Genomic DNA, 12,332 nt, shown 5'->3' on the forward strand with positions numbered 1-12,332 from the left:
ACGACTTCTGTTGTAGCGCAGACGCATAGTGAGGGCGTTACCGCCTCAGGAGAGTGTTATGACCGCGATTAAACCGGACGCCATCGACCGCGTCCTTCCCGCCGCTACGCCCTGGCTAGCCGTCATCAACGTGCTGTTCGCCGGCATCGCCGCGGCGCTGCACGTAGGTAAGGCCACCATCGCGCTACCGGCGCTGCAGGCCGAATTCGGCCGTTCGCTCGAAACGCTGAGCTGGGTCATCTCGGCCTTTCCTTTCGTCGGGGTGTTCGGCGGCATCGCCGCCGGGCTGCTGGTGCGCCGCTGGGGCGATCGGCGCCTGCTGGCGGCGGGGTTACTGATCGTCAGCGCCGCCAGCTTTACCGGCGCCACGCTGCACAACTTCAACGGATTGATCGTCAGCCGCTTTGTCGAAGGCCTCGGCTTCGTGATCGTGGTGGTCGCCTCGCCGGCGGTGCTGAACCGCATCGTCGCCCCGGCGCAGCGCAGCCTGGTGTTCGGCATCTGGAGCACCTTCATGCCGGCGGGCATCGCCATTTCATTGTTTTTCGGCCCCCATCTCGCCGGCTGGCAACAGAGTTGGCAGGCCGGTGCGGCGTTGACGCTGCTGGCCGCCCTGCTGCTGCCGCTGACCACGCCCCGACGCGCCGCCAAGACGCACGTTCCGCCGTTGCAGCTGCGGCATGCGCTGGGCGCGATGCTGCGGGCACGCCAACCGCTGTTGCTGGCGCTGATGTTCACCACTTACAACCTGCAGTTTTTCTCGGTGATGACCTTTCTGCCGATCTTCCTGATGCAGCGCATCGGCCTGTCGCTGGCGGCCGCCGGCGGCATCAGCGCAGCGGCGGTGGCGGCGAACATCATCGGCAACCTCGCCGCCGGGTTCTTGCTGTCGCGCGGTCTGCGGGCCGGTAGCCTGCTCGCGGCCACCAGCCTGGTCATCGGCATCTTCGGCATCGGCATTTTCCTGCCGATGACGCCCAACGGCCTGCTGATCCCACTGTGTTTCCTGTTCTGCGCCATCGCTGGCATGTTGCCCGCCACCATTCTGGCCGCCACGCCGGCGGCGACGCCGGAGCCCACGCTGTTGCCGCTGAGCCTGGGGCTGGTGATGCAAGGGAACTATCTCGGCCAGGTGATCGGCCCGGTCGCGCTGAGCGCCATCGTGGCCGCAGCCGGTTGGGCGGCGCCGGCGTGGCTGGTGCTGGCGGCGGCCCTGTTAGGGGCGCTGTTGGCGCTGGCTTTTCTCAGCAGGCGGCATAATGCAGGGTGATAAGCAGAAAAGTCGTTCTGTTTGTTATAAGCGGTGCTGAATTTTCCCTGGTGCAGGTGCCTGCTTATCGCGAAGGATAAGGCCAATGATGATCGAGACCCGACAATGACAATGCGCCAGTGGCCGCGAAATACACCAGCAGGCCGGCAAAGGCGATCAGTAGCGTTTTCTCGATGACACCGAGTCGTTTGTGTTCAGTCATTTGCATACTCCTTCGTGATATCGGACGAAAGGCCGCCCTCCTAAAAACTAGGAAAGCCTGGCGCAGGCGGCAAGCGCGGCTCACAAAATGAAACACAATCGATAAATTTTGTTAATTATTTAGCCCTCATTCTTTTCTCGTGCCGCCGCCTGTTCACCCTGCAGCGCCCGCCTTTCCCTTAGTAACCCTATGGTATACGCCGTTAAAAATCCCCTACCGGTTAAGCAAAGGTGATGATAGTGTTGTTTTCATTCAGTTCATCTATGCTGAAAATTCATCTTTTGAGGGACGACTATGATGTCTAAAGGCATTTCCAAGGGATTCTTTATTCTGATCCTGTTCATCGTTACCGCCGCCTTTCTCGACGTGCTGGGGCCTTATTACTCCTCAGTGCTGTGGGCGGTTATTCTGGCGGTGATTTTCCATCCGGTGAAAAAGAAGTTGAAGCAGTACGTCGGCGAACGCAACGGCGTAGTGTCGCTGCTGACGGTGGCGCTGATCTGTCTGATCGTGTTCACGCCGTTGGCGATCATCGCCTCATCGCTGGCGATGGAATTCAACGTGATCTACACCAAGCTGCAAACCAACAACAGCCAATTGCCGACCATGCTGGCGGACTTTATGCGTCACCTGCCCGGCTGGGCGCAGCGCTTCCTGGCGGAGCATAACCTCAACAGCGCCGCCGAGATCCAAAAGCAGCTTTCCGACGTGGCGCTTAAGGGCGGGCAATATCTGGCGGGCAGCGTCTTCCTGATCGGCAAAGGCACCTTCAACTTCGTCGTCGGCTTCGGCGTGATGCTCTACCTGCTGTTCTTCCTGCTGAAAGACGGCCCCTATCTGGTGAACCTGGCGCTCGAAGCGCTGCCGCTCTCCCAGCACGTGAAGCACCACCTGTTCGTGAAGTTCGCCGCCGTCTCCCGCGCCACCGTCAAGGGCACGGTGGTGGTCGCCGTGGTGCAAGGTGCGCTCGGCGGGCTGGCATTTTACTTTACCGGCATCGACGGCAGCCTGCTGTGGGGCGCGCTGATGGCGTTCCTGTCGATCATCCCGGCCGTGGGCTCCGCCATCATCTGGGTACCGGCGGTGATCTACTTCTTCGCCACCGGCATGCTGTGGAAAGCCATTTTCCTGGTGGTATTCTTCGTGGTGGTGATCGGCCTGGTGGACAACATTCTGCGCCCGCTGCTGGTAGGCAAAGACACCAAAATGCCGGACTACCTGATCCTGATCTCCACCCTGGGCGGCATGGAGATTTACGGCATCAACGGCTTCGTCATCGGGCCCTTGATCGCCGCGCTGTTCATCGCCTGCTGGAACATCCTGTCCGGCCGCGACAGCGAGGAGAACATCGAAGAGATCGACGAAGAATTCATCGAGGAAGGCAAAAATCATCCCGACGCGGCGGCGGAGTAACCCTCTCGCAGCGAATCACACAGGGGCCCAATTGGGCCCCTTTTTTTGTCTGTGGTATCCTTGCCCGGCTCACAAGGAAGAACGGGTTTCATTATGCTTATTTTTTACGCCACGTTGGCCATCGCCTTCACTCTGCTGTGCCTGTTAGCCTTTATCTATTGCGCCTATCAGCTGTCAAAACACGGTGACGTCAGGTTTTTGGCCTCGCTTTCGGTGCTGATCTTCGCGCTGCTGGCCTTCTATGCCGCTTATGGTTACGTCAGCACCTGGCTGCAACAGCAGGCGGTCGATGTCCGGCTGTATTAGCGCTGCGGGATGAAAAAGACCTGCTCCGGGTCGCCGTCATCGAGATTGTCAATTTGGCCGCTGGCGACAAACCCGGCGTTCAACAGCAGCCGCTGCATCGGCAGGTTGGAACGATTGGTGGAGGTGAACAGCTTCGGATGTCGGCAATGGGATTTCAACGCCGCAATCAGCGCCTGCCCGACGCCCCGGCGGCGATAGCGCTCGCCGACCATCAGCATCTCGACAAAGCCGCAGCCGAAGAAGTGATAGTGCAGCACACCGTAGCCCATCACCACGCCCCGTTCTTCGGCAAGATAGCAGACACTCTGTGCGCACCAGGTGCGGATCTGCGCCGCGCGCTGCGGCTCGTCTTCGGCGACGCTGTCGAGGGCGATCAGGGCTGCGGCATCGGTTTCAGTGGCAAGACGAACACACATGTTTACCCCTCATTCTTATGAGTGACGGCGACACCGCTTCAACGAAACGGCAACCGAAGCGGGATAACTTTTACATCCCCGCCGAATTTTGTAATCCTATTATAGAGTTACTAAAACACACGCCAAGGAAGGAAAGCTTTTCCCGATGAGAATACCGCAAATCTCCGCCGCCCTGCTGTTTACCCTGCTGCTGGCGGGCTGCCAGTTCCACAAAACCGTGTTCCCGCCGCCGTATATCGGCACCCCGCAAGAGATCAGCACCTACGAAGTGAAAGGGCTGACGTTCGTCACCACCGTCACCTTCAGCGGCCTGTTCGCCGAAGATCTGGTGCGCGAATACGCACAGAAACATCACTATCGCTACTATGTGGTAACGATGCGCAGCAACGGTTTTAAAGATCGGGCCGAGCGCGTGAGCGCGATGATGTATCGGTAATACCAAACAAGTAGCCGGCGCGTTAAACCCAATGATAAAGTGATTTGCGACAAAGAGCTTGCCCGCACCTTAGCCGTAACCTTGTCATCTGCGCGCCAAGACGGGAAATTATCGCTCGTTCTCTCAGGGTAACATTACGATACGCTGCAACGCAGAAAAGGAACCGTTATGCCTTTACTCCCTGCCGTGCACATCGAAACCGAACGGTTGATATTACGTCCTCACAACCTGGCCGATTTCGATGCCTGGTATGCCATGTTTACAGATAAGGAACTGTTCAAATTTATCAGCGCCCCCAATCTTTCACCTGAAGACGGTTGGAATAGACTACTGCGCTATATTGGCCACTGGTCGGTTTTCGGCTATGGGCTGTTCGCCATATTTCGCAAAGTGGACGGACAGTTCCTGGGCGAGACCGGGTTGGCGGATTTTCATCGGGGTCTGGGCAATGACTTCGATGGGAGCCCTGAAGCCGCATGGATTATTGCCCGGGAGGCCCAAGGTCAGGGAGTCGCGCAAGAAGCGGCTGCCGCAGCGCATCAATGGATTGACAGCACGTTATCACCCGCTCAAACAGTTTGCCTTATCGGTGAAAACAATCGGCCTTCCGTTAAAATAGCTCAACATTTGGGTTACCAAATATTTGGCCAATGCGAATACAAAGGAGCATCTTGCTTAAAACTAAGACGGACAATAAAGACTTAAATCTAAATCCACCAGCCGCACAGGCTGGTGGAAGTCACGTGAACACCTAAATTTTTTACTAAAAGATCCCGCTGCAAAACACTGCGTTATCCCAACCCCTTATTTCATCTAGCTGCTTAAGGACGCAGTTGCAACGTGATAATTTGGAACGCATTATGGGCCTCTGCCGTCGGCGGCTTAGGGAAGCGCGAATCGGCAATTGCCTTCATGGCGGCGCGGCAAAGATCCGGATCGCCTCCTTCAGTTCGAACACCGATTGGCATACCGTCCGGCGCCAGCGTGATACGCAATGTGCAACGCTTGCCCGAGTAGGCTTCGGCATCTTTCAAATGGCTTTGAATCACGGCCTGCAACTGGGCGATATAGCGTTCTTTCTCTTTTCCCGGTGCCGGCGCCTTTGGGTCGCCAAGATTGGCGAAAAGATCGTCAACCTTTTTATTTTCCGGATTGCTTTGGCTGGGGGCTGTACTCTTGGCACACCCCGTTAATGCCAGTGCGAACATTCCCGCCAATAATATGGCGGCGCCGGTTTTGTAGCCTGAATGCGTAATTTTCATATCCCTGTCCTTATGGATGATTATCAGCCAAATCAACGTGGTATTTGACAAGACCCCCGGTCAATACTTATACAGAATTCACGTAAAACCGCCAATGACATCAAGCTCTGGCGCGCGGAAAATCGTGAGTAGATGATGATATGAAACCCTAACCCCATCGGCGGGCCGTACGCCTGAAGGCCATGGCTTATCGACATCCCTCGAATGGGCAATCATCCCATCAATAAATTAAGAAATTCTTAATTTTTATCGCATTAAAAGCACTTTTAACGCTAGCAATCTGGAGATTCTGCCTATACTTACTTTCCTGCCATTAAATTCATTTAAGTAACCAGGATGGTAAGTATGAAAAGTAAACGACTCTTTGCCGCGCTTCTTACTGCGACCACGGTGATGTTCATGGCGGGCTGCGCTTCCAATCAGGCGATTAAAACAACGGATGGCAAGACTATTGTCACCGACGGCAAGCCTCAAGTCGATAAAGATACCGGGTTAGTCTCCTACCGAAATGCAGAAACGGGCAAAACGGAACAGATCAATCGAGACCAGATTGCAAACATGAGTGAGTTGGATAACTAAAAGGAGCTTCAAATGAAAAAAGCGCTTGTTCTTCCCGCGATCGCCCTGGTTGCTATCGCCACACTGTCAGGCTGCACACGCACCAGCTACGCTATTCATACCCACGATGGCCGAACGCTCATCAGTGACGGTAAACCGAAAGAAACCTCTGCCGGTTTGCTCGGTTATACCGATGCCAATGGCGTTAAACAGCAAATCAACAAGACGGAAGTCAAAGAGGTTTCAGAGATCCCTCATTAAGGTTCCGATAATCTTAGCCCGCTAAAACCTAGGGAGCCCATGGCTCCCTCCCAACTCAAACACCAACCGTGCCTGCCCGCGTTTAATGAGAACGTCGATAACCACCTGACATTTCAGCAGACAACGCTCTCAGGTTTGCCATACGGATCTCCCCTTTCCCGGCGTCGAACGGCTATAATCCAAGAAGTGGAGTTATTTGATAACGATAAGGAGGGAGTATGTACAAAACTATTTTGGTTCCCGTGGATATTACCGAGCCGGAATTAACACAGCAGGTCATCCCGCATGTCAATGCGCTCGCCAGGCTCGAAGACTCCCACGTCCATTTCCTGGCGGTGATCCCGTCGCGCGCCACCTACGCGGCCTTCGGCTTTGCCGCCACCGCGGCGGTGGAAACCAAAGATGAAACTATTGCGGTAGCGACCGAGGGGCTGGCAAAAGCGGCGAAACAATTCAGCGTTCCCGAGGATAGAGTGACCACCCATGTGGCCGTCGGCGATCCCAAAGATCAGATCCTGGAACTCGCTGATGCGCTTAACGCGGAGATTATTGTGATGGGTTCCAACCGCCCTTCTGCAATGACTTACCTCCTCGGCTCGAATGCCACCGCCGTCGTCCGCCACGCCAATTGCCCGGTGCTGGTCGTGCGTGAATCGGCTAACGCTTGATATCTCTTACTCATTTGAACAATAAAAAACGGGAGCCCTAAGGCTCCCGCTCCCATTCAAGCGCCAAACACGCTTACATGTGTTTAATGATAGCATCGCAAGATTACTAGGCAGCGTTTGAATCTAGAGTGTATGACCAGCGATTTTCAACATTACTGATAACAACATCGATACATGGTCAATGCGATACTATCGGCCATAATCACAGTGACATGCCCCCATGGATTAATACAGTTCGCACTCTAACGAAAGTCCGCTTCTGGCAGAGAACTGCCCATCAGATTGGGATTGGTTCTGTACCGTATCAGGTCTGAACTAATACACTTGAGGGTCCCCCTCAAGCTTTTACTCTTTCTCGAACCCAAACGTCACGCGGTGCCGTTTTAAGTATTTTTTATTCTCCCCAAACAGCCCATCAATTTTTGAGTCCAAGGGAATTTTTAAATCATGAAGCAAACCTGCATATTCTTTCTTGTGCAATAAGCGTCCATTATCATCAAAACTGATCATGCCCCGGTCGAACAATCTGTCCAGGTTAGGAATCAGGGGGAATCCGTTGTAAGGGTCAACTTTCTCTTTGTCATTTGAGATAGACCACGAAACAATATGAGAAGCGGTTAGCATTGACTCAAGCGCAATGCCGGTGACCGCGCATTTTCCGCCCCACTTCTTAAATAATTTATCGCGGTAGGGGCCGTGACCAACGCGAGCCTGAATGACGGCTGCTTTAGTGCTTCCTCTCGCCTCTTTTACCGTGGCCGTCTGTTTATTGAAGTCTATTGAAACGTTATCGTTAATAAAACTTGCTATCATTTTTGCTGCAGCCTCGGGTATTTCGCACATGTAAGTCTGCGTACAAAACCCGTTTTCAGCAAAAACTGTTGGCCGACTTAACTCATTAAACACAGTCAGAAATATGTCACTGAACTGCAAAACATCGATCGGGTGCTCTAAAACGGTCAAATCTACTTCTACTCGGGTACCTTCACGCTCCCACTTATCAAAAGATCGATTAGGTGGCCGCGGTGCATCATCAGCATCGGCTGTAGCAGTCGCTACATAGACAATCTCTCGATCCTTATTACAAAAGATGACGTCACCTGCTTTTACATCCTTCACTGTCTCCCAGGAGGCATTACTAAACTTTTTCCCGTGCTTATTCATGCCATATTGTGGAGCCCAGAGGAAATTTTGTTCTTTAACCTCATTAAAACTGCTACCAATATTCACCCAGAAAAAGCTCATTAACACTCCTTGTAGAATTTTATCTCATGCAAAAAAATGCGGCTGCAGGCAGTTTATCGTCCATTTCATTGCAAAGTTTAGACGCAGCTCAACCTTTAGATCTATACGCTCTAAAGCGCCAAAATGGCCGAGTTTTGATAACCGTTGCAGTTTGAATAATAAAAAACGGGAACCATCAGGCTCCCGTTATCATTTAACGCTAAAACACCATTACATGTGTTTAACGATAGCGTCGCCAAACTCTGAACATTTCAGCAGCTTAGCGCCTTCCATCAGGCGTTCGAAGTCATAGGTCACGGTCTTGGCAGCGATTGCGCCTTCCATGCCTTTAACAATCAGGTCAGCCGCTTCGAACCAACCCATGTGGCGCAACATCATCTCTGCGGACAGGATGATGGAGCCTGGGTTCACTTTGTCCTGGCCGGCGTACTTCGGCGCGGTGCCGTGAGTCGCTTCGAACAGCGCGCAGTCGGAGCCGATGTTGGCGCCCGGCGCGATACCGATGCCGCCAACCTGGGCCGCCAGGGCGTCGGAGATGTAGTCGCCGTTCAGGTTCATACAGGCGATCACGTCGTATTCCGCCGGGCGCAGCAGGATTTGCTGCAGGAAGGCGTCGGCGATCACGTCTTTAACCACGATCTCTTTGCCGGTGTTCGGGTTCTTGATCTTCAGCCATGGGCCGCCGTCGATCAGCTCGCCGCCGAACTCTTCGCGCGCCAGCTCATAGCCCCAATCCTTGAAGGCACCTTCGGTGAACTTCATGATGTTGCCTTTGTGAACCAGGGTCACGGAGTCGCGGTCGTTGGTGATGGCGTATTCGATCGCCGCACGCACCAGACGCTTGGTCCCTTCTTCGGAGCATGGCTTCACGCCGATACCGCACTGCTCTGGGAAGCGGATTTTCTTCACGCCCATTTCGTCGCGCAGGAATTTGATCACTTTGTCCGCTTCGGCGGAGCCGGCTTTCCACTCGATGCCGGCGTAGATGTCTTCGGCGTTTTCGCGGAAGATCACCATGTCGGTCAGCTCAGGCTGTTTCACCGGGCTTGGAGTGCCCTGGTAGTAACGCACCGGGCGCAGGCACACGTACAGGTCCAGCTGCTGGCGCAGGGCCACGTTCAGAGAACGGATGCCGCCGCCGACCGGGGTGGTCAGGGGGCCTTTGATGGCGACGCGGTAGTCGCGGATCAGGTCCAGAGTTTCGTCCGGCAGCCACACGTCTTTACCGTAAACGTGGGTAGATTTTTCGCCGGTGTAGATTTCCATCCAGGAGATTTTACGTTCGCCGTGGTAAGCCTTTTTAACGGCCGCATCAACCACGTGGATCATGGCAGGAGTCACGTCAACGCCAATGCCGTCGCCTTCGATGAACGGGATGATCGGGTTATGAGGAACAACCAGTTTACCCTGGGCGTCAACCGTGATTTTTTTACCTTCTGCCGGAACAACTACTTTGCTTTCCATCAACCTCTCCTTCAAGCGCAATTTTGTTAATGCTTTGTAAGATGCGTGTAGATACTACTTGAATATTCGGTCCGCGCCAATCCGAAACGGATTCGGTTATAATGCGCTTATCATCCGTAATCTCAACTGTTATGAAAAAATTCTCTGTTAGAAATCACAACGTTAAACGATTCAGCAAGCCGAATACCGCCAAACCCGCAGCGCCGAAGGGGCCGCGTCGAATTGTGTTATTCAACAAGCCCTTCGACGTGCTGCCGCAGTTCACCGATGAAGCCGGCCGCGCCACGCTGAAAGAGTACATCCCCTTCCCCGACGTTTACGCCGCCGGGCGTCTGGATCGCGATAGCGAAGGGCTGCTGGTGCTGACCAACGACGGACAGCTGCAGGCGCAGCTCACCCAGCCGGGCAAGCGCACCGGCAAAATCTATTATGTGCAGGTCGAGGGCGCGCCGCAGGAGAGCGATCTGGCGCCATTGCGCAGCGGCGTCACGCTGAAAGACGGCCCGACGCTACCCGCCGGTGTTGAGTTGGTGGCCGAGCCTCAGTGGCTATGGCCGCGCAACCCGCCGATCCGCGAGCGTAAATCCATCCCCACCAGTTGGCTGAAAATCACCCTGTTCGAAGGGCGAAACCGCCAGGTGCGTCGCATGACGGCGCATATCGGGTTCCCTACCCTGCGCCTGATTCGCTACAGTATGGGTAATCTTTCGCTGGGTTCACTGCAGCCTGGTGAATGGAAAAGCATCGATTCCCTGTAGACCGATAACTGATGGAGGCGCCATGAAATCCACGCCGATCGCGCTGCTGCTCGCCGCTCTGGCGGCCCCGTTCGCGGCCCAGGCCGCCAGCTTCGACTGCGCCAAGGCGGCAAACCGCGATGAGCAAGCCATCTGCGCCAACCGCACGCTGAACGATTTGGATGTGCAAATGGCCACCCAATACCAATTCCTGCGCGGCCTGTTCGCCATGGGCGCGCGTGGCGCGATGCAGGACAGCCAGCAGGCCTGGCTGGCAAAACGCCAGCGGTGCGGCGGCGATACCGCCTGCCTGCTGCAAAGTTATCGCACCCGCATCGCCGAGCTGGACGACATCTACCGGCGCATCGACAAACCGCTGTAAGGAGACCGCATGTTCAAACCGCACGTCACTGTGGCCTGCGTGGTACACGCCGCCGGCAAATTTTTGGTGGTCGAAGAGACCATCAACGGCAAAGCGCTATGGAACCAGCCGGCCGGCCACCTGGAGGCCAACGAGACGCTGGTGCAGGCCGCCGAGCGCGAGCTGTGGGAAGAGACCGGTATCCGCGCCACGCCGCAGGCGTTCCTGCGCCTGCACCAGTGGATAGCGCCGGATCGCACGCCGTTTCTGCGTTTTTGCTTCGTTATCGAGCTGGAACAGCCGCTGCCGACCGAGCCGCACGACAGCGACATCGATCGCTGCCTGTGGCTGAGCGCCGACGAGATTTTGCAGGCGCCCAACCTGCGTTCCGCGCTGGTGGCGGAGAGCATTCGCAGCTACCAGCAGCCGGAGCGCTATCCTCTGTCGCTGGTCGGCAGCTTCGCCTGGCCGTTTTAAGGGCGCCGAGCAGCACAAGATGACCAGTGCGCCGGCGCGGCCAACGTGGTAAAATCCTGCGCTTGTTTTTATCAGCACGGTTCGTGTTCAAGTTCGTGAGATCCCCATGTCAGACAACAGCCAGAAAAAAGTAATCGTCGGTATGTCCGGCGGCGTCGACTCCTCCGTTACCGCCTATCTGTTACAGCAACAGGGCTATCAGGTCGCTGGGCTGTTCATGAAAAACTGGGAAGAAGACGACGACGAAGAGTACTGCTCCGCCGCGACCGATCTGGCCGACGCGCAAGCGGTCTGCGACAAGCTGGGCATCGAACTGCACACGGTGAACTTCGCGGCGGAATACTGGGACAACGTGTTTGAGCTGTTCCTGGAAGAGTACAAGGCCGGCCGCACGCCGAACCCGGACATCCTGTGCAATAAAGAGATCAAATTCAAAGCCTTCCTGGAGTTTGCCGCCGAAGATCTTGGGGCCGATTTTATCGCCACCGGCCACTACGTGCGTCGCCAGGACGTGGACGGCAAGAGCCGCCTGCTGCGCGGCGTCGACGGCAATAAAGATCAGAGCTACTTCCTCTATACCCTGAGCCACGAGCAGGTGGCGCAAAGCCTGTTCCCGGTCGGGGAGCTGGAGAAGCCGGAGGTGCGCCGCATCGCCGAGCAGCTGGAGCTGGTCACCGCCAAGAAGAAAGACTCCACCGGCATCTGCTTTATCGGCGAGCGTAAGTTCCGTGACTTCCTCGGCCGCTACCTGCCGGCCCAGCCGGGCCCGATCGTCAGCGTCGACGGCCAGACCGTCGGCGAACACCAGGGCCTGATGTATCACACCCTGGGCCAGCGCAAAGGGCTGGGCATCGGCGGCATGAAAGACAGCAGCGAAGATCCGTGGTACGTGGTCGATAAAGACGTGGCCAACAACGTGCTGGTGGTTGCGCAGGGGCACGATCACCCACGCCTGATGTCCGTCGGCCTTATCGCGCAGCAGCTGCACTGGGTTGATCGCCTGCCGCTGAGCGGCCCGTTCCGCTGCACGGTGAAGACCCGCTATCGCCAGCAGGATATCCCTTGCACCGTGACCCCGCTCGACGATGAACGCATCGAAGTGCATTTCGACGAGCCGGTCTCCGCCGTCACCCCCGGCCAGTCGGCGGTGTTCTACCAGGGCGAAATCTGCCTCGGCGGCGGCATTATCGAACAGCGCCTGGCATAATTCGTCTGTCGCAAGAAAAACGCTGCGTTTACCGCAGCGTTTTTTTTTA

Annotated in this window: 17 protein-coding genes; 12 read left to right on the forward strand and 5 right to left on the reverse strand. The window is 55.8% G+C overall.

The window, feature by feature from the left end; translation table 11 throughout:
• Positions 1–58: 58 nt before the first annotated feature.
• Positions 59–1,270: an MFS transporter gene (locus ACJ8J5_RS12865; protein WP_197835538.1), complete on the forward strand. Its 1,212-nt coding sequence runs from the start codon at positions 59–61 to the stop codon at positions 1,268–1,270.
• A 64-nt stretch (positions 1,271–1,334) separates the two neighbouring features.
• On the opposite strand, the gene ACJ8J5_RS12870 is transcribed toward ACJ8J5_RS12865, so the two are convergent.
• A complete protein-coding gene (locus tag ACJ8J5_RS12870) occupies positions 1,335–1,472 on the reverse strand; it encodes a hypothetical protein (protein WP_162837928.1) in 138 nt (45 codons plus the stop codon).
• A gap of 294 nt (positions 1,473–1,766) precedes the next feature.
• Between ACJ8J5_RS12870 and ACJ8J5_RS12875 the strand changes: the two genes are divergently transcribed.
• Both ACJ8J5_RS12875 and ACJ8J5_RS12880 read left to right on the forward strand, forming a co-directional pair.
• Positions 1,767–2,885, forward strand: coding sequence for an AI-2E family transporter (locus ACJ8J5_RS12875; protein WP_025302537.1), 1,119 nt, complete (start codon positions 1,767–1,769; stop codon positions 2,883–2,885).
• Between the two features lie 93 nt (positions 2,886–2,978).
• A complete protein-coding gene (locus ACJ8J5_RS12880) occupies positions 2,979–3,191 on the forward strand; it encodes a hypothetical protein (protein ID WP_089195803.1) in 213 nt (70 codons plus the stop codon).
• Here the strand turns inward: ACJ8J5_RS12880 and ACJ8J5_RS12885 are convergent.
• The gene (locus ACJ8J5_RS12885; RefSeq protein ID WP_060447272.1) at positions 3,188–3,607 is read right to left on the reverse strand and encodes a GNAT family N-acetyltransferase; all 420 of its coding nucleotides are present in this window, start codon (positions 3,605–3,607) and stop codon (positions 3,188–3,190) included. The genes ACJ8J5_RS12880 and ACJ8J5_RS12885 overlap by 4 nt on opposite strands.
• 145 nt (positions 3,608–3,752) lie before the next feature.
• Between ACJ8J5_RS12885 and ACJ8J5_RS12890 the strand changes: the two genes are divergently transcribed.
• Positions 3,753–4,043, forward strand: a complete 291-nt coding sequence (locus tag ACJ8J5_RS12890) for a hypothetical protein (RefSeq protein ID WP_025302534.1) — start codon at positions 3,753–3,755, stop codon at positions 4,041–4,043.
• 168 nt (positions 4,044–4,211) lie between these two features.
• Entirely contained in the window at positions 4,212–4,748 is a 537-nt protein-coding gene (locus tag ACJ8J5_RS12895) for a GNAT family N-acetyltransferase (RefSeq protein ID WP_025302533.1), read from the forward strand.
• 116 nt (positions 4,749–4,864) lie between these two features.
• Here ACJ8J5_RS12895 and tolA read toward each other — a convergent pair whose 3' ends face one another.
• Positions 4,865–5,305: a cell envelope integrity protein TolA gene (tolA, locus tag ACJ8J5_RS12900; protein ID WP_043141467.1), complete on the reverse strand. Its 441-nt coding sequence runs from the start codon at positions 5,303–5,305 to the stop codon at positions 4,865–4,867.
• Positions 5,306–5,650: 345 nt separating this feature from the next.
• Here tolA and ACJ8J5_RS12905 point away from each other — a divergent pair, with 345 nt between their 5' ends.
• From ACJ8J5_RS12905 to uspF, 3 genes are all read left to right on the forward strand, one after another.
• Positions 5,651–5,884, forward strand: a complete 234-nt coding sequence (locus ACJ8J5_RS12905; RefSeq protein ID WP_019454814.1) for a YgdI/YgdR family lipoprotein — start codon at positions 5,651–5,653, stop codon at positions 5,882–5,884.
• A gap of 12 nt (positions 5,885–5,896) precedes the next feature.
• Positions 5,897–6,124, forward strand: a complete 228-nt coding sequence (locus tag ACJ8J5_RS12910; protein WP_025302531.1) for a YgdI/YgdR family lipoprotein — start codon at positions 5,897–5,899, stop codon at positions 6,122–6,124.
• A 218-nt stretch (positions 6,125–6,342) separates the two neighbouring features.
• The gene (gene uspF / locus ACJ8J5_RS12915) at positions 6,343–6,792 is read left to right on the forward strand and encodes a universal stress protein UspF (protein WP_025302530.1); all 450 of its coding nucleotides are present in this window, start codon (positions 6,343–6,345) and stop codon (positions 6,790–6,792) included.
• Positions 6,793–7,137: 345 nt separating this feature from the next.
• Here the strand turns inward: uspF and ACJ8J5_RS12920 are convergent, their stop codons facing one another.
• Both ACJ8J5_RS12920 and icd read right to left on the reverse strand, forming a co-directional pair.
• On the reverse strand, positions 7,138–8,037 hold the full coding sequence (locus ACJ8J5_RS12920) for an HNH endonuclease (protein ID WP_025302529.1): 900 nt from the start codon (positions 8,035–8,037) through the stop codon (positions 7,138–7,140).
• A 210-nt stretch (positions 8,038–8,247) separates the two neighbouring features.
• Entirely contained in the window at positions 8,248–9,501 is a 1,254-nt protein-coding gene (gene icd / locus ACJ8J5_RS12925; protein WP_015377612.1) for an NADP-dependent isocitrate dehydrogenase, read from the reverse strand.
• Between the two features lie 131 nt (positions 9,502–9,632).
• Here icd and rluE point away from each other — a divergent pair, with 131 nt between their 5' ends.
• From rluE to mnmA, 4 genes are all read left to right on the forward strand, one after another.
• Complete coding sequence (gene rluE, locus ACJ8J5_RS12930) at positions 9,633–10,259, forward strand: 23S rRNA pseudouridine(2457) synthase RluE (RefSeq protein WP_060447273.1); 627 nt, start codon at positions 9,633–9,635, stop codon at positions 10,257–10,259.
• A gap of 22 nt (positions 10,260–10,281) precedes the next feature.
• On the forward strand, positions 10,282–10,620 hold the full coding sequence (locus ACJ8J5_RS12935) for a lysozyme inhibitor LprI family protein (RefSeq protein WP_049295432.1): 339 nt from the start codon (positions 10,282–10,284) through the stop codon (positions 10,618–10,620).
• A gap of 9 nt (positions 10,621–10,629) precedes the next feature.
• Complete coding sequence (locus ACJ8J5_RS12940; protein WP_049204196.1) at positions 10,630–11,076, forward strand: NUDIX hydrolase; 447 nt, start codon at positions 10,630–10,632, stop codon at positions 11,074–11,076.
• Positions 11,077–11,182: 106 nt separating this feature from the next.
• On the forward strand, positions 11,183–12,283 hold the full coding sequence (mnmA, locus tag ACJ8J5_RS12945) for a tRNA 2-thiouridine(34) synthase MnmA (protein ID WP_049208754.1): 1,101 nt from the start codon (positions 11,183–11,185) through the stop codon (positions 12,281–12,283).
• Positions 12,284–12,332 lie beyond the last annotated feature (49 nt).

Origin of the sequence: Serratia sp. CY43202 (assembly GCF_052168755.1) — a bacterium.
Lineage (GTDB): Bacteria > Pseudomonadota > Gammaproteobacteria > Enterobacterales > Enterobacteriaceae > Serratia > Serratia bockelmannii.